This window comes from Marinobacter sp. PE14, from assembly GCF_053566155.1.
Genome location: NZ_JBQXNY010000004.1, coordinates 275,880 through 301,333, shown reverse-complemented (window position 1 = coordinate 301,333; position 25,454 = coordinate 275,880). Strand labels below are relative to the sequence as shown.

Annotated in this window: 21 protein-coding genes and 2 tRNA genes; 9 read left to right on the top strand and 14 right to left on the bottom strand. The window is 55.9% G+C overall.

Annotated elements, in window-relative coordinates; translation table 11 throughout:
* Positions 1 to 220 precede the first annotated feature (220 nt).
* Genes ACWJ62_RS14955 through sdhC form a run of 4 tightly spaced genes read right to left on the bottom strand, consistent with a single transcriptional unit; the run spans position 221 to position 3,431 of the window.
* Positions 221 to 925, bottom strand: a complete 705-nt coding sequence (locus ACWJ62_RS14955) for a succinate dehydrogenase iron-sulfur subunit (RefSeq protein ID WP_449286898.1) — start codon at positions 923 to 925, stop codon at positions 221 to 223.
* A 14-nt stretch (positions 926 to 939) separates the two neighbouring features.
* Positions 940 to 2,712 (bottom strand): succinate dehydrogenase flavoprotein subunit, encoded by a 1,773-nt coding sequence (gene sdhA / locus ACWJ62_RS14950; protein WP_349518988.1) that lies wholly within the window; start codon positions 2,710 to 2,712, stop codon positions 940 to 942.
* A gap of 3 nt (positions 2,713 to 2,715) precedes the next feature.
* On the bottom strand, positions 2,716 to 3,063 hold the full coding sequence (gene sdhD, locus ACWJ62_RS14945) for a succinate dehydrogenase, hydrophobic membrane anchor protein (RefSeq protein ID WP_172408494.1): 348 nt from the start codon (positions 3,061 to 3,063) through the stop codon (positions 2,716 to 2,718).
* A complete protein-coding gene (sdhC, locus tag ACWJ62_RS14940; protein ID WP_014576924.1) occupies positions 3,054 to 3,431 on the bottom strand; it encodes a succinate dehydrogenase, cytochrome b556 subunit in 378 nt (125 codons plus the stop codon). Before sdhC ends, sdhD begins: the two co-directional genes overlap by 10 nt.
* Before the next feature lie 642 nt (positions 3,432 to 4,073).
* Here sdhC and gltA point away from each other — a divergent pair.
* Both gltA and ACWJ62_RS14930 read left to right on the top strand, forming a co-directional pair.
* On the top strand, positions 4,074 to 5,348 hold the full coding sequence (gene gltA, locus ACWJ62_RS14935; protein WP_449286897.1) for a citrate synthase: 1,275 nt from the start codon (positions 4,074 to 4,076) through the stop codon (positions 5,346 to 5,348).
* Between the two features lie 116 nt (positions 5,349 to 5,464).
* Positions 5,465 to 6,337 (top strand): NAD(P)-dependent oxidoreductase, encoded by an 873-nt coding sequence (locus ACWJ62_RS14930; RefSeq protein WP_449286896.1) that lies wholly within the window; start codon positions 5,465 to 5,467, stop codon positions 6,335 to 6,337.
* Between the two features lie 57 nt (positions 6,338 to 6,394).
* Here ACWJ62_RS14930 and topA read toward each other — a convergent pair whose 3' ends face one another.
* The 3 genes from topA to fadB all read right to left on the bottom strand — a co-directional run bounded on the left by topA (position 6,395) and on the right by fadB (position 12,666).
* Entirely contained in the window at positions 6,395 to 9,037 is a 2,643-nt protein-coding gene (topA, locus tag ACWJ62_RS14925; RefSeq protein ID WP_449286895.1) for a type I DNA topoisomerase, read from the bottom strand.
* Positions 9,038 to 9,309: 272 nt separating this feature from the next.
* Positions 9,310 to 10,485 (bottom strand): acetyl-CoA C-acyltransferase FadA, encoded by a 1,176-nt coding sequence (gene fadA, locus ACWJ62_RS14920; protein ID WP_088828561.1) that lies wholly within the window; start codon positions 10,483 to 10,485, stop codon positions 9,310 to 9,312.
* A 33-nt stretch (positions 10,486 to 10,518) separates the two neighbouring features.
* Positions 10,519 to 12,666 carry a fatty acid oxidation complex subunit alpha FadB gene (fadB, locus tag ACWJ62_RS14915; RefSeq protein ID WP_449286894.1) on the bottom strand — a complete coding sequence of 716 codons (2,148 nt, stop codon included), beginning with the start codon at positions 12,664 to 12,666 and terminating at the stop codon, positions 10,519 to 10,521.
* Positions 12,667 to 13,102: 436 nt separating this feature from the next.
* Here fadB and ACWJ62_RS14910 point away from each other — a divergent pair, with 436 nt between their 5' ends.
* Both ACWJ62_RS14910 and ACWJ62_RS14905 read left to right on the top strand, forming a co-directional pair.
* Positions 13,103 to 13,921, top strand: coding sequence for a hypothetical protein (locus ACWJ62_RS14910; RefSeq protein WP_449286893.1), 819 nt, complete (start codon positions 13,103 to 13,105; stop codon positions 13,919 to 13,921).
* A gap of 152 nt (positions 13,922 to 14,073) precedes the next feature.
* Complete coding sequence (locus ACWJ62_RS14905) at positions 14,074 to 14,505, top strand: universal stress protein (protein WP_449286892.1); 432 nt, start codon at positions 14,074 to 14,076, stop codon at positions 14,503 to 14,505.
* A gap of 61 nt (positions 14,506 to 14,566) precedes the next feature.
* Here ACWJ62_RS14905 and ACWJ62_RS14900 read toward each other — a convergent pair whose 3' ends face one another.
* The 6 genes from ACWJ62_RS14900 to ACWJ62_RS14875 all read right to left on the bottom strand — a co-directional run bounded on the left by ACWJ62_RS14900 (position 14,567) and on the right by ACWJ62_RS14875 (position 19,721).
* Positions 14,567 to 15,235, bottom strand: a complete 669-nt coding sequence (locus ACWJ62_RS14900) for a DUF6901 family protein (RefSeq protein WP_449286891.1) — start codon at positions 15,233 to 15,235, stop codon at positions 14,567 to 14,569.
* Complete coding sequence (locus tag ACWJ62_RS14895) at positions 15,232 to 17,184, bottom strand: ATP-binding cassette domain-containing protein (protein WP_449286890.1); 1,953 nt, start codon at positions 17,182 to 17,184, stop codon at positions 15,232 to 15,234. Before ACWJ62_RS14895 ends, ACWJ62_RS14900 begins: the two co-directional genes overlap by 4 nt.
* 8 nt (positions 17,185 to 17,192) lie before the next feature.
* Complete coding sequence (locus ACWJ62_RS14890; protein ID WP_449286889.1) at positions 17,193 to 17,987, bottom strand: MOSC domain-containing protein; 795 nt, start codon at positions 17,985 to 17,987, stop codon at positions 17,193 to 17,195.
* Positions 17,988 to 18,122: 135 nt separating this feature from the next.
* Positions 18,123 to 18,198: transfer RNA gene (locus ACWJ62_RS14885), tRNA-Gly, on the bottom strand.
* Positions 18,199 to 18,256: 58 nt separating this feature from the next.
* Positions 18,257 to 18,973, bottom strand: coding sequence for a murein L,D-transpeptidase catalytic domain family protein (locus ACWJ62_RS14880; protein WP_449286888.1), 717 nt, complete (start codon positions 18,971 to 18,973; stop codon positions 18,257 to 18,259).
* A gap of 145 nt (positions 18,974 to 19,118) precedes the next feature.
* Positions 19,119 to 19,721 (bottom strand): DUF924 family protein, encoded by a 603-nt coding sequence (locus ACWJ62_RS14875; RefSeq protein WP_449286887.1) that lies wholly within the window; start codon positions 19,719 to 19,721, stop codon positions 19,119 to 19,121.
* 101 nt (positions 19,722 to 19,822) lie between these two features.
* On the opposite strand from ACWJ62_RS14875, the gene ACWJ62_RS14870 reads away from it, so the two are divergent.
* From ACWJ62_RS14870 to ACWJ62_RS14860, 3 genes are all read left to right on the top strand, one after another.
* Complete coding sequence (locus ACWJ62_RS14870) at positions 19,823 to 20,197, top strand: sirohydrochlorin chelatase (RefSeq protein ID WP_449286886.1); 375 nt, start codon at positions 19,823 to 19,825, stop codon at positions 20,195 to 20,197.
* A 53-nt stretch (positions 20,198 to 20,250) separates the two neighbouring features.
* Entirely contained in the window at positions 20,251 to 21,177 is a 927-nt protein-coding gene (locus ACWJ62_RS14865) for a TIGR01777 family oxidoreductase (RefSeq protein WP_449286885.1), read from the top strand.
* A 117-nt stretch (positions 21,178 to 21,294) separates the two neighbouring features.
* A tRNA-Glu gene (locus ACWJ62_RS14860) sits at positions 21,295 to 21,370 on the top strand.
* A 51-nt stretch (positions 21,371 to 21,421) separates the two neighbouring features.
* On the opposite strand, the gene ccoM is transcribed toward ACWJ62_RS14860, so the two are convergent.
* Entirely contained in the window at positions 21,422 to 21,574 is a 153-nt protein-coding gene (ccoM, locus tag ACWJ62_RS14855; RefSeq protein ID WP_449286884.1) for a cytochrome c oxidase subunit CcoM, read from the bottom strand.
* A gap of 239 nt (positions 21,575 to 21,813) precedes the next feature.
* Here ccoM and ACWJ62_RS14850 point away from each other — a divergent pair, with 239 nt between their 5' ends.
* Positions 21,814 to 24,225, top strand: coding sequence for an EAL domain-containing protein (locus tag ACWJ62_RS14850; RefSeq protein WP_449286883.1), 2,412 nt, complete (start codon positions 21,814 to 21,816; stop codon positions 24,223 to 24,225).
* Between the two features lie 26 nt (positions 24,226 to 24,251).
* Positions 24,252 to 25,448 carry an acetate/propionate family kinase gene (locus tag ACWJ62_RS14845; RefSeq protein WP_449286882.1) on the top strand — a complete coding sequence of 399 codons (1,197 nt, stop codon included), beginning with the start codon at positions 24,252 to 24,254 and terminating at the stop codon, positions 25,446 to 25,448.
* The last annotated feature ends 6 nt before the right edge of the window (positions 25,449 to 25,454 follow it).

The window sequence follows — 25,454 nt, the reverse complement described above, 5'->3', positions numbered from 1 at the left end:
TGGCCACCACACCCGACATGGATGTTTTCCATTCCCCGGTGGTTTTTATACTCAGCAAGACAGGGAGAAAACTTTATAAGTTCCCGCCACGGCCTGCGTAGTGTGCACCCGCGTAAGACCTTTGACTATAAGCCTTTGGTTGAAGGCCCCGCAATCTTGCGAGGCCTTCCGGGTACTAACCTGATCAGAACAGTATAGCGTCTGTCGCAAATCCTGCTGCTTAAGTAGCCCTTTGCAGCAGAAGATTCCGAATGTGGCCGATAGCCCTTGTGGGGTTCAGACCTTTCGGGCAGACACTGACACAGTTCATGATGCCCCGGCAGCGGAACACGCTAAACGGGTCATCAAGGTTGGCAAGTCGCTCTTCCTGGGCTGTATCCCGGCTGTCTGCCAGGAAACGGTAAGCCTGAAGCAGGCCGGCAGGGCCGATAAACTTGTCCGGATTCCACCAGAATGACGGGCAGGACGTGGAGCAGCAGGCACAGAGAATACACTCGTACAGGCCGTCCAGTTTCTGGCGATCTTCCGGAGACTGCAGACGCTCGATCGCGGGAGCAGGCTTGTCGTTAATCAGGTACGGCATGACCTTTTCGTACTGCTTGTAGAAAAGACTCATATCAACAACCAGATCACGAATAACCGGCAGGCCCGGCAGTGGGCGAAGAACCAGCTTGTCGCCCTTCACCACCTGGGAAACCGGCGTGATACAGGCCAGGCCGTTCTTGCCGTTCATATTCATGCCATCAGAGCCACAAACGCCCTCGCGACAGGAACGACGGTAGGCCATTGACGGATCCCGTTCCTTGACCAGGTTCAGCACGTCAAGAACCATGAGATCCTTGCCTTCCGGAATCTCGACATCCACGTCCTGCATATAAGGCGCGCTGTCAGTCTCCGGGTTATAACGATAAAGGCTTACTAACATTTTCGGAGTCCCCCTTAGTAAGTCCGGACCTTCGGCTGAAACGTGTCCACAGTCTTCGGCGCGAAATTCACGTCACGTTTACCAACACGCTTTTCCAGCGGGAAGTAGATGGAGTGCTTGAGCCAGTTTTCGTCGTCACGCTCGGTGAAATCGTTCCTGGCATGGGCACCGCGGCTTTCCTTACGCTCGAACGCGGAAATGGCGGTAGACAAGGCAACCTCGAAAAGGTTATCCAGCTCGAGCGCTTCAATACGAGCAGTGTTGAAGGCGTTGCTGGTATCCGCGAGTTTGGTGTTGCGAACACGCTCACCAATCGCTTCCAGCTTTTTGAGGCCCTCTTCCATGCTCTTGCCGTCACGGAACACACCGAAGTAAAGCTGCATGCAGTTCTGAAGATCCTTCCGAACCTCTGCAACACTTTCGCCCTCGGACGCATTGTTCAGGCGGTCAAGCCGCGCCATGGCGCGCTTGATGTCATCCTCACTGGCACCGTCCACTTCAAAGCCGCCACGAAGCTGCTCTTCAATGTGCAGACCCGCTGCGCGACCAAAGACCACCAGATCCAGCAGAGAGTTGCCACCCAGACGGTTGGCACCGTGTACAGATACACAGGCGGCCTCGCCACAGGCAAACAGCCCGGGGATTGGCTTGTCCTTGCCATTCTCGTCCTGGGTAAGCGCCTGGCCACCAACGTTGGTCGGAATACCGCCCATCATGTAGTGGCAAGTCGGAACAACCGGGATCGGCTCTTTAACCGGATCAACGTGCGCAAAGGTGCGGGACAGCTCACAGATGCCTGGCAGGCGGAGGTTCAGGGTTTCTTCGCCCAGATGATCAAGCTTCAGCAGTACGTGATCCTTGTCGGGACCGCAGCCGCGACCTTCCAGGATCTCGATGACCATGGCGCGAGCAACAACGTCCCGGCCTGCCAGGTCTTTCGCGTTCGGCGCATAGCGCTCCATGAAACGCTCGCCTTCGGCGTTGATCAGATAGCCACCTTCACCGCGGCAACCTTCTGTTACCAGCGTGCCGGCACCGTAGATGCCGGTCGGATGGAACTGCCACATTTCCATATCCTGCATCGGGAAACCGGCGCGCAGCGCCATGCCGATACCATCGCCCGTGTTGATCAGGGCGTTTGTTGTGGAGGCGTAGATACGGCCCGCGCCGCCGGTAGCCAGAACGGTTGCCTTGGACTTGATGTAGGCAACTTCGCCGGTCTCGACTTCGATGGCGACCACGCCAACGACTTCGTCCTTGCTGTTCTTGACGAGATCGACCGCGTACCACTCGTTCAGGAACGTGGTGCCGCCCTTGATGTTGGCCTGATACAGGGTATGCAGAAGTGCGTGACCGGTACGGTCGGCAGCGGCACAGGTACGCGCTGCCTGAGTCGGGTTATCCGGTCCCTTGGACTGGCCACCGAAAGGACGCTGATAGATGCGACCCTGCTCGGTGCGAGAGAAAGGAAGACCCATGTGCTCAAGCTCGAACACCGCCTGAGGACCAACGGAACACATGTACTCGACGGCATCCTGGTCGGCAATGTAGTCCGACCCTTTTACCGTGTCATACATATGCCAGCGCCAGTCGTCGTTCGGATCAGCACTGGCAATAGCACAGGTGATACCGCCCTGCGCAGAGACCGTATGAGACCGCGTTGGGAAAACCTTGGTGATACACGCGGTATTGACGCCGGATTCGGTCAGCTGAAGCGCGGCACGCATGCCGGAGCCGCCGCCGCCGATAACAATTGCGTCAAAGGACATGGTCTTGATATTAGCCATCGATTAAAGCCCCCAAATAATTTGAATACCCCAGACGACGTACACAAAAACACCGAGGATAACCACTGCCTGGGCCAGCAACCGTTGTCCAGCGGATTTCATGTAATCCGTTGTAACTGTCCACAACCCGACCCATGCATGCCCCGCAATCGACAACAAAGCCAGAAGCGTGAATATCTTCATCCATGCCTGATCAAACAGAGCTGACCAGGTTTGGTAGTCGACATCGGTGGAGATGAAAAAGCCAAGTAAAAACAGTGTGTACAGGGCTAATACGTAGGCCGAAACGCGCTGGATGATCCAATCCTGAATTCCGTTACGACCGATATTCGTGACACTGTTCATGCCCATACCCAAACTCCTGCCAAAAGGATGAGAATGACGGAAACCGCAACCGTGATCTTTGATGCCAGGCGGCCGCTTTCCAGCTCTTCACCAATGCCCATGTCCATGAACAGGTGCTTGATACCCGCAACCAGGTGGTACAACAGAGCAGACAAGATGCCCCAGGTAATCAGCTTGGCAAGGAAGCTGTCCAGCAATTCACTTACGCGACTGAAGCCCTCTTCCCCGGACAGGGAAAGCTGGAGCCCGTAGAGCATGAACGCAACAGCAACAAACAGAATGATGCCGCTGATGCGGTGCAATATGGACGTAATGGCTGGCAGCGGAAAATGAAACTTGCCGAGATCGAGATTTACTGGTCGTTTGCTATTCACAGCGCTCTCACACTCTCTCTTAGTTCCGCGGGACCGGAAAACCGGGTGCGGATGGTTGGTATGTAAGGATCGGCATGCCGCTACGAAACCGGCATACGATTGGCTTGGAAGAGAAGAAACCTTTTCCACAACCGGCTGTCTACAAGCTGCCACAAAAGGTTTATCCCCGATTCCGGGCTAGGGATTATAAGGAGTACCCTAACCAATTACAAACCTGCAACGTCGCTCAGGCCGCGTATTTCAGGGGGTTAAGCCAGCTATAAGGATGATTGACAAATCGTTTTCCTCCACGAATCCGTTGTCATTCGGGATATCCCTCATTTACAGCCAATGTCAAATTATGGGTTTTCCCGACTCTTCCATTGACAAAAAAAGCCAACGCCCTATATTTTGCCGCCAGTTTTGCGATAATACGCGCCTTCCAGGAGTCTGCGCGGCAGAAATCGCACCAGGCGAGATCGTCTCGCTTTGAGGCCATTTTGACGGTCATTTGAGGCGCATAGTGGTTCTATGTAACGAAAATGAGCGCTTGAAAGGGACCAAAGCGAGGCGGTCGCAGCGGTGCGACTTTCTACCGCGCAGACTCCAAGCGCATCTATAACTGTAGATAAAGCTGTCAAAGCTGATAAATAGGAGAGCACCATGACCGACAGGAAAGCCACGCTCTCGGTGGGGGACAAGTCCATTGAGCTACCGGTTTATTCAGGCACCGTCGGCCCTGACGTTATCGACGTACGAGGCCTAGTCCAGGAAGGCGTTTTCACATACGATCCCGGATTCGTATCCACGGCAGCCTGCGAATCGGCCATCACCTACATCGACGGTGCGAACGGCGTTCTCCTGCACCGCGGCTACCCGATTGAACAGCTGGCCGAACACTCCGACTACCTTGAAGTCTGTTATCTCCTCCTTCACGGCGAGCTCCCGAGCGCCGAGGAGAACCAGAAGTTCCACGACACCATCAAAAATCACACGATGCTGCACGACCAGATGCGGAACTTCTTCCAGGGTTTCCGTCGTGACGCACACCCGATGGCCATCATGTGCGGCGTGGTAGGCGCTTTGTCTGCCTTCTATCATGGTGAAATGGACGTTGCCAGCCAGGAACAGCGGGAAATTACCGCTCATCGCCTGATTGCGAAAATGCCGACCATTGCCGCCTGGTGCTACAAGTATGCCATCGGCCAACCTTTCATTTATCCGCGCAATGACCTCTCGTACTCCGAGAACTTCCTGCAGATGATGTTTGGCGTTCCCTGTGAGGAGTACAAGCCGAACCCGATCCTGGCCAAGGCCATGGACAAGATTTTCATCCTGCACGCGGATCATGAACAGAACGCCTCAACCTCTACCGTGCGTCTGGCCGGCTCCACTGGCGCCAACCCCTACGCCTGTATTGCCTCCGGCATTGCTGCTCTTTGGGGCCCCGCTCACGGCGGCGCCAACGAAGCGGTTCTGGACATGCTGGCCGAGATCGGCGACGAGTCCAACATCGAGAAATTCATCGCCAAGGCAAAGGATAAAGACGATCCGTTCCGTCTGATGGGCTTCGGCCACCGGGTGTACAAGAACTTCGACCCGCGCGCCAAAGTAATGGCAGAAACTGCCCACGAAGTGTTGACTGAGCTGGGCCTGGAGAACGACCCGCTGCTGAAGATCGCCCAGCGTCTCGAGAAGATCGCTCTGGAAGACGAATACTTCGTCAAGCGCAAGCTCTACCCCAACGTGGATTTCTATTCCGGCCTGATCCTCAAGGCAATCGGAATCCCGACGTCGATGTTCACCGTTATCTTCGCCCTGTCGCGCACCATTGGCTGGTTCTCGCACTGGAACGAAATGGTAAGCGGCGACTATCGTATTGGCCGTCCGCGCCAGCTCTACACTGGCCCGGATTCCCGGGATTATCCGACCAAATAAGTCTGACTTTCCGGATAAAGCACGCAAAGGCCGCTGATTCAGCGGCCTTTTTTATTGCGTGCTGCCCTGCCCTTCTGTGCTAAGTTAACCCGACAAAAACATAAGAGGAGAAAGCGATGACTACAGCAGCATTTATCGGCCTTGGCGTCATGGGCTACCCGATGGCCGGCCACCTGGCGAAGGCGGGGCTCGACGTCAGGGTCTGGAACCGGACGAGTGACAAAGCCGAGCAGTGGGCAAGCGAATACTCGGGAACCAGCTGCTCCACCATTGCTGAGGCCGTAAAGGGCGCAGATATTGTTTTGACCTGTGTCGGCGCCGATACCGACCTGAAAGCGGTCTACGAGGGCGACGAGGGCATTCTCGCCAATGCCTCTGAGGGCGCCGTGCTGGTCGATCACACTACGGCTTCTGCCGGCATTGCCGAGTATCTCGCGGATGCTGCCGGGAAGAACAACATGGGATTTGTGGACGCGCCTGTATCCGGTGGCCAGCAAGGCGCTGAAAACGGCAAACTGACCATCATGTGCGGCGGCTCGGAACAGGCCTATGCGAAAGCCGAGCCGGTCATGGAACACTATGCGCGGGCACTCAATCGAATGGGCCCCGCAGGCAGCGGCCAGAAAACCAAGATGGTGAACCAGATTGCTATTGCCGGTCTCGTCCAGGGGCTTTCAGAGGCCCTGCACTTCGCCGAACAGGCTGAACTGGATGTGGCGAAAGTGGTGGACGTGATTTCAAAAGGCGCAGCCCAGTCCTGGCAGATGGAAAATCGGTCGGGGACCATGATTGCGGGAGAGTTCGAACACGGCTTCGCCGTTGACTGGATGCGCAAGGACCTGGGGATTTGCCTTGAGGAGGCGAGAAAAGTGAACGCATCTCTGCCGGTGACCGCACTGGTCGATCAATTCTATGCGGATGTTCAGTCGATGGGCGGTAAACGATGGGATACCTCATCTCTCATCCAGAGACTGAGGAAATTCCGCTAAGTTAACGAATCCGGGGTCGTTTGATGGCAATCAACCGACCCCGGAAACCAGCAGACGTTACTTTTTCTTGTCCTGTGGTTGCCACTTACCGTTCACATACCACGCCGACCAGCCTGTCGCCTTGCCGTCTTTTTCAGACATGACGTACTGCTCCTTGCTCTTGCGGCTGTAGCGAATCACGGTCGGATTACCCTCGGGGTCGCGCTCGGGCGCATCCATCAGGTAATCGTGCTTCGGGTCAATCTCCTTGCGGTGCGGTTTGATTTCCATCACCAGCGGCGGCCGCGTTTCCCGGTTTTTCGGGAATTTGCTTGCAGCCAGGAATAATCCGGACGCACCATCCCTCAGAACGTAAGTATCATCAACTTTCTGGCACTGGAGCTCGGGCATTGGCACCGGGTCCATTTTGGGCGGAGCGGGCTCACCATTTTTCAGCAACTTACGGGTATTTTTGCACTCGGCATTGGTGCATCCGAAATACTTGCCAAAACGCCCCGTTTTAAGCTGCATCTCGGAGCCACACTTGTCGCACTCGAGAGTCGGCCCATCGTAGCCTTTGATGCGGAACGTGCCCTTTTCAACCTCGTAGCCAGAGCAATCCGGATTGTTACCGCAGACATGCAGCTTGCGGGTTTCGTCCACCAGGTAGCTGTCCATGGCGGTGCCACACTTGGGGCAGCGACGCTTCTTGCGCAGCAGGCGGGTTTCGCCCTCACCCTCGACGTCATCGTCGGCGCTGACAACATCATCACCCGAAACGAGGTTAATGGTCGTCTTGCAACGCTCCTTCGGCGGTAAGGAATAGCCAGAGCAACCCAGGAAAACACCGGTACTGGCCACCCGGATCTGCATGTTCCGGCCACAGCTCGGGCATGGAATCTCCGTTTCAGTCGGCGTGTTGGCGCGCATGCCGCCGTCTTCACCACTCTCGGCTTTTTCCAGCTGCTGCCGGAACCGACCGTAAAAGTCATTCAGGACCTTCTTCCACTCGACATCGCCCTCGGCAATCTCGTCGAGCTCATCCTCCATCCTTGCGGTGAAATCGAAATCCATCAGATTCGGAAAAGATTCCGACAGGCGCTCGGTAACGATCTCGCCCATCTTCTCGGCGTAGAACCGACGGTTCTGTAGCCTCACGTAGCCGCGATCCTGAATCGTAGAAATAATCGACGCGTAGGTCGACGGACGGCCAATGCCCTGCTTCTCGAGCTCTTTGACCAGGCTCGCCTCGGTGTACCTGGGCGCCGGCTTGGTAAAGTGCTGGGTGGGATCCAGTTTCCTGAGATCCAGCACTTCTTCTACCTGAATATCAGGCAGAGCAATGTCTTCGTCTTTCTTGGCGGCCTGAGGCGCTGCCTTCAGGAAGCCGTCGAACTTGATGATCCGGCCCCGGGTACGCAGTTCATAGTCGCCGTTGGCCACCACGATGGACGTACTCAGGAATTCGGCGTCGGACATCTGACAGGCAATAAACTGACGCCATATGAGGTCGTAGAGCTTCTCGGCATCCTTCTCAAGGCCACTGATATCCGCCGGACGACGGCTGACTTCGGTCGGGCGAATGGCCTCGTGTGCCTCCTGGGCGCCCTCTTTGCTGCCGTAGACCCGGGGCTTCTCGGGCCGGTATTTGTCGCCGAACTGCTTTTCAATGTAATCCCGACAGCCGTTGATCGCATCCTGACTCAGGTTGGTCGAATCAGTACGCATGTAAGTAATGAAACCGGCCTCATAAAGACGCTGGGCCAGCATCATGGTCTTCTTGACGCTGAACCCCATCCGGTTACTGGCAGCCTGCTGCAACGTGGACGTAATAAACGGCGCAGACGGGCGCGAACGGGTCGGCTTGTCTTCCCGCTTGGCAACCTTGAACGTACCAGCCTTCAGCCGGCTGACATGTTCACTGCTCTGCTGCTCATTGACCGGGCGATACGGCTTGTCATCGTGCCGCGTCACCTCGAAGCGGACCGGTTGATCGGCCTTGGCAGATGCGAGGTCGGCGTGTAACTGCCAGAACTCCTCGGGAACAAACTTCCGGATTTCCCGCTCCCGCTCCACAATCAGCCGCACAGCGACTGACTGGACGCGACCGGCAGACAGGCCGCGGGCAATCTTGGCCCAAAGCAGTGGCGACACCATGTAGCCTACGACCCGATCCAGGAAACGCCGGGCCTGCTGGGCATTCACACGGTTATTGTCCAGATTGCCAGGATCCTTGAAGGCTTCCTGAATGGCACGCTTGGTGATCTCGTTGAAGACCACGCGTCGGTACTTCTCGGGTTCGCCACCAATGGTCTGCTGAAGGTGCCAGGCGATGGCCTCCCCTTCACGGTCCAAATCCGTTGCCAGATAGATATGGTCTGCTGATTTGGCCAGACGCTTGAGTTCGCTGACCACCTTCTCTTTGCCGGGAAGGATCTCGTAACGGGCACTCCAGTCCTGGTCCGGGTCTACACCCATCCGGGCGACCAGCTGTTCACGGGACTTGCGCTTTTTATGCACAGCCTTTTCTTCAGGACTCATCTTCCGGGTGATAGCAGCCTGCTTTGCACGCTCCTTGGGATCGGACTGGGATCCGCTGCCACTGACGGGAAGATCACGAATGTGCCCGACGCTCGATTTGACGATGAAGTCAGAGCCCAGGTACTTGTTGATGGTCTTCGCTTTCGCTGGTGACTCGACAATTACGAGACTTTTACCCATATCGGAGTTCTGTATCCTTGGCGATAAATCGGTCAATAAATCAGCAAACCGTAAACTCGCTGTAAAATCAGTCGGCTAGAAAACACAAATACGCCGCCATTTTGTATAGGCTCACTGTTTTACAGGGTCAAGAATAGCAAGACAACCCATTCTTTGGTTTCAATCCTGCTTTTTTTCACATCCGGGATCCCTGTTGCACCCGCCTGCTGAAACAGAAAGGCCCGGCATTTGCCGGGCCCTCTGAAACCGCGAAATGCAATCCGGTTAACGGATTACAGACGCTCCCAGACCGTTGCAATGCCCTGGCCCAGACCGATACACATGGTGGAAACACCAAGCTTACCGCCTTTGGCCTGCATTACGTTCAGCAGGGTTGTGGAGATACGTGCACCAGAGCAGCCAAGCGGATGCCCCAGGGCAATCGCGCCGCCGTTCAGGTTCACTTTTTCTTCCATAACACCCAGCAGCTTCAGGTCCTTGAGGACCGGCAGAGACTGGCCTGCGAAAGCTTCGTTCAGTTCCCAGAAATCGATATCTTCGACTTTCAGGCCTGCACGCTTGAGTGCTTTCTTGGTAGCAGGCACCGGGCCGTAACCCATGATCGCGGGATCACAGCCGGCAACGGCCATGCTGCGAATCTTGGCAATCGGCTTGAGACCAAGTGCTTCTGCACGCTCTGCGGACATCAGCACCATTGCAGCCGCACCGTCGGTCAGCTGGGAGGAGGTCCCGGCAGTCACGGTACCATTCTTCGGATCAAACGCCGGCTTGAGCTGGCCCAGGGATTCCGCCGTGGTCTCCGGACGAATGGTCTCGTCCTCTTCGATCAGCTTCACAAAGCCATTCTCATCATGGCCTTGAATCGGCACGATCTCGTTCTTGAAACGGCCTTCTACGGTCGCTTCATGGGCCAGGCGATGGGAGCGGGCACCGAACTCGTCCTGCTGCTCGCGGGTAATACCGTGCATCTTGGCCAGCATTTCCGCAGTCAGGCCCATCATGTTGGAGGCCTTGGCAGTGTACTTGGATGCCGCCGGGTTGTGGTCGAAGCCTTCGGTCATGGGCACGTGTCCCATGTGCTCGACACCACCCACGAAGAACACATCACCGTTGCCGGTCATAATGGCCTGAGCTGCAGTGTGAATCGCGCTCATGGCAGAGCCACACAGGCGGTTCACGGTCTGGGCTGCAGACTCGTGGGGAATGCGGGTCAGCAGGGAAATCTGACGCGCGACGTTGAAGCCCTGCTCCTTGGTCTGGTTCACACAGCCCCAGATCACATCTTCAACTTCTTTCGGGTCGAGCTTCGGGTTGCGCTCAAACAGTGCTTCGATCAGATTGGCGGACAGGGTCTCTGCACGCACGTTCCGGAAACAACCGTTTTTGGCACGACCCATCGGAGTCCGCACGCAATCGACGACGACAACGTCTCTCGGATTAAGGCTCATAGATCTTTCTCCGTTCGGAAATCTCGTTCAGGGTTAGCCAAAGAACTTTTCGCCAGTCTTGGCCATTTCACGCAGCTTCTCGGTCGGGTGATAAAGAGGACCAAGGTCTGCAAACTTGTCTGCCAGTTCGACGAACTTGTCCACACCCATATCGTCGATATAGCGCAGGGCACCACCGCGGAACGGCGGGAAGCCGATACCGAAAATCAGGCCCATATCAGCATCTGCCGGATCTTCGACAATGCCGTCTTCCAGGCAGCGAACGGTTTCCAGGCACAGAGGCAGCATCATACGGGCGATGATGTCTTCGTCACTGAAATCGTTCTTACCCTGAACAACCGGCTCGAGCAGCTTGTAGGTCTCTTCATCGACAACCTTCTTCTGCTTGCCTTTGCGGTCCGGTTCATACTTGTAGAAGCCCTTGTCGTTCTTCTGTCCGTAACGGTTGTTATCGAACATCACGTCAATGGCCGTTGTGCCCTCGTGCTTCATGCGGTCCGGGAAGCCGTCTGCCATCACTTCACCGGCGTGCTTGCCGGTATCCATGCCGACAACGTCCAGCAGATAGGCAGGACCCATCGGCCAGCCGAATTTCTCCATGACCTTGTCAACGTGCTGGAAATCAGCACCGTCACGCACCAGGCCGATAAAGCCGCCAAAGTAAGGGAACAAAACGCGGTTGACCAAAAAGCCCGGGCAATCGTTAACAACGATCGGGGTCTTGCCCATGGCCTTGGCGTAAGCCACGGTGGTCGCGATCGCGCGATCACTGGTCTTCTCGCCACGGATAACCTCAACCAGCGGCATCATGTGCACGGGGTTAAAGAAGTGCATACCGCAGAAGTTTTCCGGACGCTTCAGGTTCTTGGCCAGAAGGTCGATGGAAATGGTGGAAGTATTGGAGGTCAGGATGGCGTCTTCGCGAACCGCGTCTTCGGTTTCACGCAGAACCGCATCTTTCACCTTCGGGTTTTCAACAACCGCTTCGACCACAAGGTCGACGTTCTTGAAATCACCATAGTTCAGGGTCGGCGTGATGCTGTTGAGCACGTCGGCCATCTGATCCGGCTTCATCTTTCCTTTTTCAACACGCTTGGACAGAAGCTTCTTGGCTTCCTTCAGGCCCAGGGCAATACCGTCCTGGTTGATGTCCTTCATGATGATCGGCGTGCCCTTCAGGGCAGACTGGAATGCAACACCGCCGCCCATGATACCGGCACCCAGAACGGCAGCCAGGTTCACGTCATTGGCTTCTTTTTCCCAGGCCTTGGCCTTCTTCTTCAATTCCTGGTCGTTCAGGAACAGGCCAACCAGGCAGGCCGCCACATTGGTCTTGGCCATCTTGGCGAAGCCTTTGGCTTCCACTTCGATTGCCTTATCGCGAGTCATGCCGGCATGCTTCTGCATGACCTTGATGGCCTCGACAGGAGCGGGGTAGTTCTTGCCAGCCTTGCCAGCAACGAATGCCTTGGAAATCTCGAATGCCATCATGCTTTCCATGGCATTGAGCTTGATCTTGCCCTTCTTTTCTTCGCGACGGGCTTCGTGGTCCAGCTTGCCTTCGTTGCACTGGTTGATAATGGCAACAGCAGCGTCGACCAGCTTGTCGGACTCGAGCACGGCATCGACAGCGCCGACCTTCAGAGCTACATCCGCACGGTTCTCGGTACCACCGCTGATCCACTCAACGGCATTGTCCACACCCACCAGACGGGATAGACGCACGGTACCGCCGAAGCCCGGGAAGATGCCAAGTTTCACTTCCGGAAGGCCAACCTTGGCCTTTTTGTCCATCACGCGGTAGTCGGTTGCCAGACACATCTCGAAACCGCCACCCAGCGCCATACCGTTGATCGCGGTAACGGTGGGGAACGGCAGATCTTCAACAGCGTTGAAGACTTCGTTGGCCTTGAGGTTGTTGGCTACCAGATCCTCTTCCGAGCCTGCAAAAAGCTCGGTGAATTCGGTAATGTCGGCACCAACAATGAAGCTGTCTTTGGAACTGGTGACTACCAGGCCCTTCAGGTTCTTCTGCGCTTTCAGTGCGTCAGTCGCGGCGCGGAGCTCTTCAATAGTAAGACGGTTGAACTTGTTTACTGACTCGCCCTGCAAGTCGAAGTTCAACTGAGCGATCCCGCCTTCGATCTCTTTAACCGTGATGGCTTTACCTTCGTAAATCATCAACTGATCTCCAGTCTGTGTTTGGAACTGCTTCCAACCGGGCGGTACTTTTGGTTTACCGGCGCGGCTGTTTGTGCAGCGAGATTTCGGTCACTGCCCGATCATCCGATCCAAAAATTCATACAGTCGTTTGAATCGTGAGGGCACACGATGAAAAAAAACGGCGCATTTGTCAATTTGTTTCTTTCGGGAGGGCTGCAAAAGTCCCCGAAACACCGGGGGCAACCGAAGAAAATTGGAGCGGAATTGTTATGTTTCAGTGGACTGGAAGCCACTGCTCAGAAAAAACCGGAACTTCGTCACGCAAATTTCAAAGTTATTTACATTTACGGGCAACAACGCCGCCAAAACTGCTTGATTGGCTGACAGAGTTACTTTACCTTCGATCTACGACTTTGGTCCACAATAATAAAACCGCATTACGGAGACCCATCCGATGAAAGACGCCAACCTGCGGGTACGCTCCCTCGTAGCCGCACTTATTCTCCTTGCACTTACGTCCATGGGTGCCCGCGCTCAGGACAGTGCCGACGGATTTCTCTCCGATCTCCACAATTTCCGGGTCAGCAATTACATGGCGCTGGACGCCTACTACCGTTTCAGCGGAACCGGTGATACCGGCACCCTGAACGAGATTGTGCAGGGCATCAACTCTGCCAACGATTCCATGAATTCCATTGCGGGCAGCGATTCCGGCGTGCTGTCAGCCGAGGAGGTTGAGGGACTGAACCAGGAATTCGACAAGTTCAAGAACCTGATGCGCGACAACATCAACGATGTGCGCAACCAGGGTTATCCGGATTTGCGACTGGTCTCAGACATGGCCAACCAGGCACTAACCATGAACGAGAAAGCCACCGAACTTTACAAGATAGCCCAGGAGAGCTCGCAGACCGAGACCAACCCCAGGGTTGAAGCGGCCCGTTCGGCTGCCGTAAAAATGGCTCAGATGATGGCGAAGTACTCGGTGAGGACAAATTCCTCTGTCGCCCAGACGTTCCAGGGCTCCTCAACCGAAACCCCGCTGGACGAACAGGCTCGGGAGCTGGATCAATTGCTGGCATCCGTTATCCAGGGCCAGGGAACACCGGAGCTCAAGGACGCGCTGAACGACATCTCCGCCAAATGGCAGTTTATCCGTGGCTCCTACATTAACTACAACGAAAACAATGTAGGTTTTGTAATCGATCGCTATTCCAAGGGTATCCTGAAGGGACTTGCTACAACCATTGAGCTGCTCAAGGGTAACGCCTGAGCCCCCCGCTCTTTCTGGCAGGCCTAATTGCCTGCCAGAAAAGCACTTTTCCGCCTCTGTTTTTGATACCCGTCAGTTTCTCGCTACACTTTCCCGACCCGATTTAAGGTACTATCCTCAGAATAATACCCCGTGTGCGAAGGAGCGATACGATGTCTGCCTACAAGAAGATGCTTGTTGCAATTGACCTGACAGAAGAAGCCCCACAGGTACTGGATAAGGCAAAAGCACTAAGCGAAGCCCATGGTGCCGAGCTGATGCTGGTTCATGTAGTTGAGCCTGTCGGGTATGCCTATGGCGGCGATATTCCGATGGATCTTACCGAGCTACAGGACCAACTCGACAAAGCAGCTCGTGAGCAGTTGGGAACCTACGGCGATAAATACGGTGTGGCCAAAAACAATCAGGTGGTGACCGTCGGGCGCCCCGAATCCGAAATCCACAGGCTTGCGAAGGAACAGGAAGTGGACCTGGTGATCGTAGGCAGTCATGGCCGGAAGGGTTTCCAGCTGTTGCTGGGCTCCACCGCAAACGGCGTTCTGCATGGAACCGAATGCGATGTTCTGGCCGTTCGCATTCATTAAGGTTTGGCCAACAAAAAGGTCCGGGGCCTGGACCCGGGCCTGCTGAGAGCGAAAGCCGCGATCAGCTCGCTTCCCCGCCCATTTTCGCCTCAAGTTTGCGAAGCTGACTTTCCAGCGAGAAACTGACACTCGAGGCCATCGAAAAGAAGTTCAGTAGTGCCTTCAGGTTGCTGTCACCTTTGCAGACTGAGTGAATTCTCTGCCACAGGGCCTGGTTGACCAGCTGCAGCCTCTGATTCCTCTCCACCAGCCCCTTCAACTCCCAGTCTGGCGTCTGATGATTCCGTTTCGCAAAGTATTGCTGCAACAGGTAGTGGGAAACGCTCCGCATGATGAATTCATCGGTGTTTGCGAACGGCAGGTGATGAACCGCCATTGGCTTGAGCTCTGACAGAACCGGGCACCCGCTGGTCGCCATTTTCAGCCCGAGCAACGATCGAAGTGCCTCCTCAAGCGCCGTCTGCTTCTCATAGCTTCGGCGATCGTCGGTTACCTTTACTTCCACCTTCTGGTAGGCATCCTCATCCCGAAAGGCCTCCACCACCGGCAGTATCTCGGTTGCCGCGGGACAGTGGGGGGATTCGGAAGCCTTCAAAGGACAGTTGCTACACTGGCAGTGTTCCAGCTTTGTCCACGAGGGAAGTTTTCCGGAAGGCCGGGACGGCTTGTCCGTTACCTTGAACTCAACCGTACGACCGTCCTGAAATCTGAAATCGTAATGTACATTCATTGATTTGCCTGTTCTTCCAGCTCCATCCACCGCTCAATGACCTGCTCCAGACGGTTTTCCTTTTCCGTCAATGCTTCCAGAGTGGCCGAGACTTCATCCGGTGGGCCTGAATAAAAATCAGCCCGGGAAATTTTTTCCTGCAGGCCTGCGACTTCCTGCTCAAGCCCCTCGATTTTCCCTGGCAATTGCTCCAGCTCGAGCTTGAGCTTGTAACTCAGTTTCACGGGTTTGCCCTTTTCAGGCTCTGCCCGCGGTTTTACGTTCTCTGCCGGTTTCTTTGATACGGCCTTTTCGGTGCTACCGGATGTCTTGCTGGTTTTATCCTGCTTGTCCGGACGGTTACCCGTGGCTTCTGAGGGGAAGCAACCGCCCTGCCGACGCCAGTCGCTGTAGCCGCCAACGTATTCACGCACTTTGCCCGAACCGTCCAGGAAAACCGTTTCGGTGATCACATTATCGAGAAACTCACGGTCGTGACTGATCACAATCACGGTGCCGGCAAATTCCGCCAGCTGCTCTTCCAGCAACTCCAGTGTTTCAACATCCAGATCATTGGTTGGTTCGTCCAGCACGAGGATATTCGCTGGCTTGCTGAACAGCTTGGCCAGAAGCAATCGGGCCCGCTCGCCACCAGAAAAGACGCTGACCGGAGATCTGGCTCGCTCCGGGGTAAACAGAAACTCCTGCAAATAGCCGAGCACGTGTTTGCTCTGGCCATTGATGTCGATGAACTCCCGCCCCTCCGAAAGGTTGTCCAATGCGTTCCGCGTCAGATCGAGCTCTCCGCGCAACTGATCGAAATAGGCAACCTGCAGATTGGTACCAAGACGAATGGACCCCTCAGTTGGTTCCAGATCCCCCAACAGGAGTCGAACAAGCGTGGTCTTGCCTGTGCCGTTTTCCCCAACAAGCCCGATCTTGTCCCCTCGCAGAATGGTGAGATTCATATCTCTTATTACCGGGGTGCCATCCGGATAGGCAAAGCCCGCGTCCCTGGTTTCAACCACAAGCTTTCCTGAGCGCGCCGCGTCTTCCACCGCAAAGGTCGCGGTCCCGCCCCGCACACGACGCTGCCTGTGCTCCTCACGCATGGCCTTCAGGGCACGAACACGTCCCATATTACGAGTTCTGCGAGCCTTGATGCCCTGGCGAATCCAGGCCTCTTCCTGCTTGAGGCGCTTATCAAACAGCGCGTTCTGCCTCTCTTCTTCCTCCAGCGCTTTTTCCTTGAGGTCCAGGTAACGGTCGTAGGTGGCAGCGAAGCTCACGAGCTTCCCCCGGTCCAGCTCTACAATCCGGGTCGCCATCCGCCGGATAAACGCACGATCATGGCTGACAAACAACATGGCGCCGCGAAACTGGCCCAGGGCCTCTTCCAGCCAGGCGATCGCGGGGACGTCCAGGTGGTTTGTCGGCTCATCCAGCAATAGTATGTCCGGATCGGCAACCAGTGCTTTTGCCAGGAGAACACGGCGCTGCCAGCCTCCCGAGAGGGTATCGAGGGTCTGATCCGGATCAACGCCATACTGGCCAAGAATGGTGGTTACCTTCTGATCCAGTCGCCAGCCGTCCAGGGCTTCAAGACGCTCCTGGACTTTCATCAACCGATCCAGGCTCGCCTCGTCGGCCTGCTGGGACAGCTGATGGAATTCTGCCAGCAGCTTGCCGGTTTCCGGAAAGGCCCCGGCGACGACTTCATAGGCCGTGCGGGTGTCCTCGGACGGCAGGTTCTGTGGCAGCACCGCCAGAACCGCGCCATCATCGAGACGCACCACGCCACCATCGGGTGTCACCTCGCCGCTGACAATTTTCAGCAGGGTCGATTTTCCCTCGCCGTTCCGTCCCAGCAAACACACACGCTCTCCGGCATCGATAACCAATGAGGCCTGATCCAGCAGAGGGTGCATTCCATAAGCCAGGGAAACTGAGTCCAGCGTTAACAGTGGCACGTTTGGTTTTACTCCGATTGATTGACAGTAACGGGTTCACCGACCCGGATAAGTCCTGGTGATTCATGAATCGCGTTCTGGCCGAAGATCACGCCCTCCCCGGTCCTGCGATAGCGGGACAGGGTTCTGAGCGGCTGTACGGCAGCATCCTTCAGGCCGGTCGAAGGGTCGACGGTTGTCATTACGCAGCGTGAACAGGGTTTTACGATACTCAGACGGTTATTGCCAATGCTCAAGCTCTGCCAGTGGTCCTCATCCCAGGCATTCGCGCCCTCAATGACGATGTTGGGCCGAAACCTCCGCATCTCCACGGGCACCTCCAGCCGGGTGTTGAGCTCTGCTAACGAGGCGGTATTGGTAACGAGGAAAGGAAAACCATCGGCAAAGCCCACTCGCCGGTACTCGTCAACCCTGCCCGCATCAACGCGGCGGAAGGAGTTATCCGGCATGAATACCAGGCGAACGGACTTGCGACAAAACCGACTCAGAGCATCACTGGCTTCCTGCAAGCCTGCCAAAGCCTTCACCCAGTCCCGCCACACGAGTACCCGAAGCTCATCATTGGAGGGCGTCAGGCCAAACTCACCTTCATCGGGAATGGAGATAACGACCTGATCACCATCCAACCGCGTTTCAACCCGGGCAAGTTCGGGATGCTCTCTCTGGGTAACAAAACGCCGCTCATCATCAACGATCATCCATCGCCTGTCTCCGGCTGGACCGAATTCGTCGGTATGAAAACTGGTCACCTCAATACCGGAAAGGGATTTGACGGGGTATATGAACAGCGAATGGACTTTCATGGAGGCAACCTCCCACAGAGAATCGGGACTCGAAACAGGCTGATGAGTATACCTGACCGCACACCTCGGCGCCGAGGTTGCAGGTGCCCGAAAACGAAAAAACCCGGCCCTTTTCAGGACCGGGTTTTCGAAATCTGGAGCGGGAAACGAGATTCGAACTCGCGACCCCAACCTTGGCAAGGTTGTGCTCTACCAACTGAGCTATTCCCGCAATGCTGATCGGCTGTTACCGACAACGGAGGCGTATTCTACGGATCCCGACGAAGCCGTCAACCACTTTTTTGCAGGTTTTTTCCAGCCAGTGTCTTGTTGTCACATTTCAGGAAACCGGAACTGTGCAGCCATTCCTGGTCAGGGTAGTACTTGAACACCAGTTGCCCCCCTTTCAGATTATCTACCACGCGTTTGATGATCTGGCTATCCACGGCTGGGCACCCGTGGCTGCGACCAATACGGCCGTATTTACTGACCCAGTCATCATTGACGTAATCGGCGCCATGAATAACGATGGCGCGCTGCCTGGCAAGATCATTGATTCCCGGTTCGAGACCATCCAGCCTGAGCGAATACCCGTGCTTACCGTAATAGGATTCCCGGGCCTGAAAAAGCCCGATACTGGACTGGTGACTGCCCTCGACGTTGGAAAAGGCAGTCGATTCGAAATTCCCTGAATTCTTACCATGGGCGACCAGGTCGCGCAGCACCAACTCACCCTTGTCAAGGTCAAAAATCCAGAGCCGCTCCTGACTGGACGGCAACGAGAAATCGATAACCGCGAGCCGCTCGGGCATTTCCACGCCATTCGAGACAGCGCAGCGAGAAGCGTTGATCGCTGTTTTGAGAACCGCCGTATCAAGTTTCGGTGCGGCTGCGCTGAGGCGACCTAGAAGCTGATCATCCAGAGAGGCGCCGGACGTTGAAAAAGGTAGCGAAGCACACGCAGCCAAAAGCAGGCCAGCGGGCGTAAAACGCCGCGTTTTTTGCATTACATTCCCCGATAAAATGATTGCAGGCCTACAGCCGAATCGCCAGCCTGTCAGAAGTCAGTGTTGCGCATTTTATCAGGGAAAATTGCTAACCCCGTCAGAATGTACGTTTTTTATACAAAACTTTAAAGAAACAGCGATTACCCTACTGACCGAACCGGCGCCCACCTTTGAGATAATCCCGCTCTTCCGCCGTTGAGGTTCTGCCGAGCGCCTTGTTGCGGTGAGGGAATCGTCCAAATTTCTGTATGATCGCCCGGTGATCCTTCGCGGACTGCAGAAAGCTACCCATGAAATCGGAAAGGATTCCTTCAGTTGACCGCGCAAGTTGATCGTAGCATTCCACAGACAGGTTCTGGTCGTCCTTGAGTTCGGAATGCTGGAGCGGCATATAGAGAAACGCTCTGTGCACGGACGCCAGCATCGTATCCTGCCCTTTCTGCATCGCTTGCCGGCAGAGCTTGCGGGCCTGGCGATCCTGGTCAAACGCCATGGCACCGCCGCGGAAGATATTTCGGGAAAACTGGTCAAGCAGAATGATCTCGGCAAGTACCCCGCCGGCCTCACTCCGCCAGTGGTCCAACCCCTGTTCTGAAGCAAACAACACCATTGAAAGGAAACGCCGGCGTATCTCCTGGTCAAACCTGCGGTCCGATCGGAACCACTTGTTCCTGTGGTCGCTGTCTGGCAACCCATGTTCGTCAAGTTCGCCAAACCAGAAATCCAGAATCTCTTTCCAATCGAACATTCAACGTCACCCTGTTACTTTAGATGGTGCCGGCCCTCTCATGAGGCCGGCTTTCCCGACTTACGACAGGCCCTAACAAATTGACTACTTCAGGAGCGGCAATGAGCAGCCCCCGCATTATTCTGTTGGCACATGGAAGCAGTGACAAGCGCTGGTGTGAAACCTTCGAAAAGCTTGCGGCGCCGACTCTTGCGTCTGTCGACAACGCGAGAGTCGCCTATATGGAACTGGCGGAACCATCCATTGATACGGTCATCAGGGAAGGTGTGGCTGAAGGCATCACCGAGTTTACGATCGTTCCACTGTTCCTGGCGGCCGGCCGCCACTTGCGCAAGGATGTTCCGGCAATGATCGAAGAACTCGAAAAAACCCACGGCGTATCCATTCAGCTTGCACCTCCGATTGGGGAAAACCCTCTCCTGGGACAGGCAATTCGCGATGTTGTTATGCTTCAACTGGAAGAGACAACCGCCTGAACCGGGCGTTCTGAGACAGGGCTAGCGGCCAGTGCGCGACAGGAGTATCGATTATGTCGAAAAGGATTCTGATTACCGGAGGAACCGGGTTTATTGGCCACGTTCTCTGCCGTGAATTATTGGCACGGGATTACGAACTCACGGTTTTCAGCCGGCAACCGGCCGAAACGGTCAAGTCGAGCTGCGGGCGGGTCGAGGCAATCCGTGATCTGCAGCAGCTTCGCTCCCACCCCGGATACGATGCGGTCATCAATCTGGCCGGAGAAGGTATCGCGGATAAACGCTGGTCAGAGTCCCGAAAGCAGGAGCTCCGGGACAGCCGCATCGGCGTTACCGAAACCCTGGTTGAAGTCATCCGAAGTTGGGATCAAGCTCCGAATGTAGTCGTTTCGGGATCGGCCGTTGGCTTTTACGGGGACCAGGGATCAGCCACGGTCACCGAGAGCACCAGCCCGAATGACGAATTTACGCATCGGCTGTGCCGTGACTGGGAAAACGCGGCCAAACCACTTGCCGACGATGGCGTTCGCGTGTGCTTCTCCCGGACAGGCGTTGTGGCAGGCCCGGATGGTGGCTTCCTCGAGCGGATGCTCCTGCCCTTCAAATTGGGACTGGGCGGACGCCTGGGCAGCGGTACCCAGTACATGCCGTGGGTCCACAGGGACGATGTGGTCAGCGCGCTTATCTGGATGATGGAAAACCCGGACGCATCAGGCCCATACAATGTCGTAAGCCCGAACCCGGCAACGAACGCAGAATTCACCCGGAGCCTGGGCAGGGTTTTACGCCGTCCCACCCTCTTTCCGGCACCTGCTCCGGTGCTCAAGGTGGCTCTGGGGGAAATGGCGAGGCTTCTTCTGACGGGCCAGAGGGCTATTCCGGAGAAGCTGGTCAGCCAGCAATTCCAGTTCCGGTATCCGGACCTGGATCAGGCACTGTCCCAATCCGTTGCTCCAGGGTCAGCCGGACAAAAAGGATGAACCCCAAGGGGTGCCCGATCCAGCACCCCAGTTTTTTTCACAAAAGACGTTGACAGCGTTTCGAAGCTTTCTTAATATACGCGCCACCTCGACGAGGCAAGGTGTTGAAAACGTTGCGTCCCCTTCGTCTAGTGGCCTAGGACTCCGCCCTTTCACGGCGGCAACAGGGGTTCGAACCCCCTAGGGGACGCCAATTTTTTCTGCCCTGATGTGTCAGGGAAACCGAAGTTTCCCGATTTCATCTTCAGACCGGCTTATGGCCGTGCTTCCCTTCTTTTTTATCCTGGTGTCCGTGGGCCTTCTGATCTTTCATCACGAAGATGCCAACACCTACAAAAAAGCCAAGCATCAGCAGTACAGTGGCAATACCTGCGATCACAACGGCGTCCATATACATTTTGTTTCTCCTTCCGGCAATTAACTTGATTAAACTCAGGTTACGCCCGGGCCGCCCGCAAGGTATTGATCCAGGTCAACGTATTTGTCAGACCAGATGTACGCATAAATACTGAACCACAACACATTTCCCTCGATTTTTCCTGCATTTGCAAGGCATTCGAAAGAAACTGCTGCTATAGTCGGAAACAAAGGAAGTGTCCGATCTCCTAACCGGTCTGGGTGGCTGAAGTTCAAGACATGCCAAAACTGTCGACGCGTCTTCAACGTTTTCGCACAGGCTCGCCCCTGTCTTTCAGGCTGTTGGCTTGGATTCTGCTATTCAGCTCGGCCTTTACACTGGTGGCATCCGCGCTCCAGATCTACTCCGATTACCGAAAAGATCTCTCGCAAATCGACAACCGCATGCAGGTCGTAGAGTCGGGCTACGCCTCCAGCCTTGCCCGAAGTTTGTGGGCCCTGGACCAGAAGCTCCTGCAAACCCAGATGGAAGGCATACTCAGCCTGCCCGATGTGGTGCACCTTCGCTTGCGAATCGAACCGGATTCCGAACTGGTTATGGGTGAGATACCGAGGGACGCGAAAACCACGTCTCACCGCTTCAGCCTCGTCCATCAGGGCGATGAAATGTTCAAGCTGGGCGAACTGACGGTGACCGCCGACCTTGATCGCGTCTACGACGAACTGAAGCGTAAGGTGGGTGTCATTCTGCTGACCCAGTTCCTGAAGACGTTCTTTGTTTCGATACTGATCATCTGGATATTCCAGCATTTCGTTGCGCGCCATCTGACCACCATGGCGAACTATGCCCGCGACTTCTCACTGACAACACCGTCTAAGCCACTTACCCTGGAAAGGCCCAACACGCCGTCTAACCGGAACGATGAGCTCGGCCGTGTCACGGACGCCATTAACCAGATGCGTGAACGTCTGAACGCGGACATGGAACGGCAACAAAAGGATGCGGCAGAAATCCGCAAGTTTTCCAAGGCCATTGAGCAGAGTCCGTCCTCGGTTCTGATCTGCGACCGTCAATGGCGTATCGAGTTTGCCAACCAGAAATTCACCCAGTTAACCGGTTATGAGGCTGCCTCCATCATCGGCAAACACCCTGGCGCACTGGGTGACAACGACATAGAGAACCGTGAAAGCCGACACCTGTGGCAATCCATCCGCTTGCAGGTGCAACGAGTCGGAGTCTGGCAGGGTGAAGTGAACAGTGTGCGCCGAAACGGAGAACGCTTCTGGGAGCAACTGATTGTCACCCCGATCAAAGACGAGGCCGGCGGCACCACCGGGTACCTGATCCTCGGTGAGGACATCAGCATCCGGAAACGCTATGAACAGCAACTGCTGCGCCAGGCCAACTACGACATCCTTACCGGGCTGCCCAACCGGATGCTTGCCCTGGACCGACTGAAGCTGGCTCTGGCCCAGGCACGCAGGGAAAGTACGCTTGTGGGCGTCATGTTCCTGGATCTAGACAACTTCAAGCACATTAACGACACCCTTGGCCACGATGCCGGCGACAACCTGCTGATCGAGGCGGCCCGCCGAATTTCCAGCTGCCTTCGCGGTACCAGCACCGTTGCCAGACTGGGTGGCGATGAGTTCCTGGTGATCCTGCCGGGCCTGACTGGCCCCGAGGCTTCCTCGCAGGTCGCGGAGCGTATCCTTAAGACCTTCTCGCCACCCTATATACTGAATGGACAGGAGGTGTTCGTAACCACGAGTATCGGCATCGCCATTTTCCCGACGGACTCTGACAACAGCGGCACGCTCCTGCAGCACGCCGATGCAGCCATGTATCAGGCCAAACACAAGGGCAAGAGCTCGTTTGCCCATTTCGCGCCGGAAATGACCGAAGTCTCCCATGAACGCCTGAAGATGGAGTCCAGCATGCGCAGGGCTCTGGAGCTGAAGGAGTTCGAGTTGTATTTCCAGCCGATTGTTAATACCGACTCCGGCACGCTTTGCTCGGTTGAGGCGCTGCTGCGGTGGAACAATCCGGCCATGGGCATGGTAATGCCCGATCGATTCATTCCCCTGGCTGAGGAAACCGGCCTGATTACACCGATCGGTGAGTGGGTTCTCCTGGAGGCCTGTCGGGCCGCCATGGGATGGAAGGAAGCCACCGGGAAAAACATTGGCATTTCCGTCAACGTGTCGCCCCGTCAGTTCCGCGATCCGGGTTTTACCGAGGCTGTCATGCACGCCCTGACAACCAGCGGCCTGGCGCCGGAACAGCTGGAACTCGAAATTACCGAACGGCTGATTCTGGACAACTCTATCGAAACCGCAGAAATCCTGCGCCAACTGGACAAAGCCGGCATTCGGTTGTCCGTAGACGATTTTGGTACTGGCTATTCAGCACTCAGTTACCTCAAGAGCTATCCGTTTGATACCCTGAAAATTGACAAGTCTTTTGTTCAGGACGTCATGAAGGAGCCTGAGGACGCCTCACTGGTAAGAGCCATCATCAACATGGCTCATAGCCTGGGCCTGCGTGTTATCGCCGAAGGGGTTGAGGAAGAGGCTCAGACCCACTTCCTGAAGAAGGAAGGCTGTGACTTCTCCCAGGGGTATTTCTACAGTCGCCCGCTGCCGGCGGCGGATTTTGATGCCTGGCTGGCCAGCAATCATCGCGTATAGCTTAAAACCGTTGGACACCCATTCCCATGGAAGACACCGTACTTGTCGTTAACTGCGGCAGCTCATCCCTCAAACTCGCACTATTCAACGACCAACACAGGAAACTGGCGTCCGCTCTGGCCGAACGGCTGGGCCAGAGCGATGCATTTGCCCACATTGAAGGTCAGGAAGGAACGATCCCTCTGGACGCTGGCGCCAGCCATGATCAGGCGCTCGATACACTGGTCAAGGGTTTCCGGGACCTGGGACTGATGACAACAGCTCCCTCGGCCATAGGTCACAGGGTCGTTCATGGTGGTGAGACCTTCCATGAGGCCGTACTCATTGATGGCGAAGTGCTCGAAGCCATTGAAAGCTGTGCCGGCCTTGCCCCTCTTCACAACCCGGTCAACCTGTCCGGAATTCGGGCAACCCTGGCACAGTTTCCCGATGCACCGCAGACTGCCGTTTTCGACACCGCGTTTCATCAGACCCTGCCCAGGCGGGCCTTCCTCTATGCGCTTCCAGAGGCCTGGTACCGCGAATGGGGGATTCGGCGATACGGATTCCACGGTACCAGTCACGCCTTTATGGCGTCAGAAGCCGCCCGTTTGTTGGGCAAAACGCCGGCAACCACCTCTGTCATATCGGCCCATCTGGGCAACGGGTGCAGCATTACCGCCATCCGTGACGGAATCAGTGTGGATACCAGCATGGGCCTGACGCCACTTGAGGGTCTGGTGATGGGGACCCGTAGTGGGGATGTCGATCCCGGCCTGTTCGACTTTCTTCGCAGCAAGGGCATCGCCGCGGAGGAGGTTCATCGGGTTCTGAATCAGGAGAGTGGCCTCCTTGGCCTGTCAGGCCAGACCAACGACATGCGCTCACTCTGTGAACTAGCGGACCATGGACATGAACCATCACAAACCGCTATTGATGTGTTCTGCTTCCGCCTGGCCCGTTACGTTGGCGCAATGATGGCGTCTCTGAGCCAGCTGGATGCTCTGGTTTTCACCGGTGGCATCGGGGAAAACAGCCCGCGGATCAGAGAAGAAACCATTCGCCATCTCAAACTGGCGGGATTCGAGCTCAGCCAGGACCTCAATATCCATCATGGCCAATTTAGCGACGGACATATTGAAAGCCCCGACTCGAGATTCCCGGTTTTGGTGATACCCACCAACGAGGAGCTGGTCATTGCCCGGGAAGCAGCCCGGCTTGCAGGCTCTGACATTCAGGTCTGACCCAAA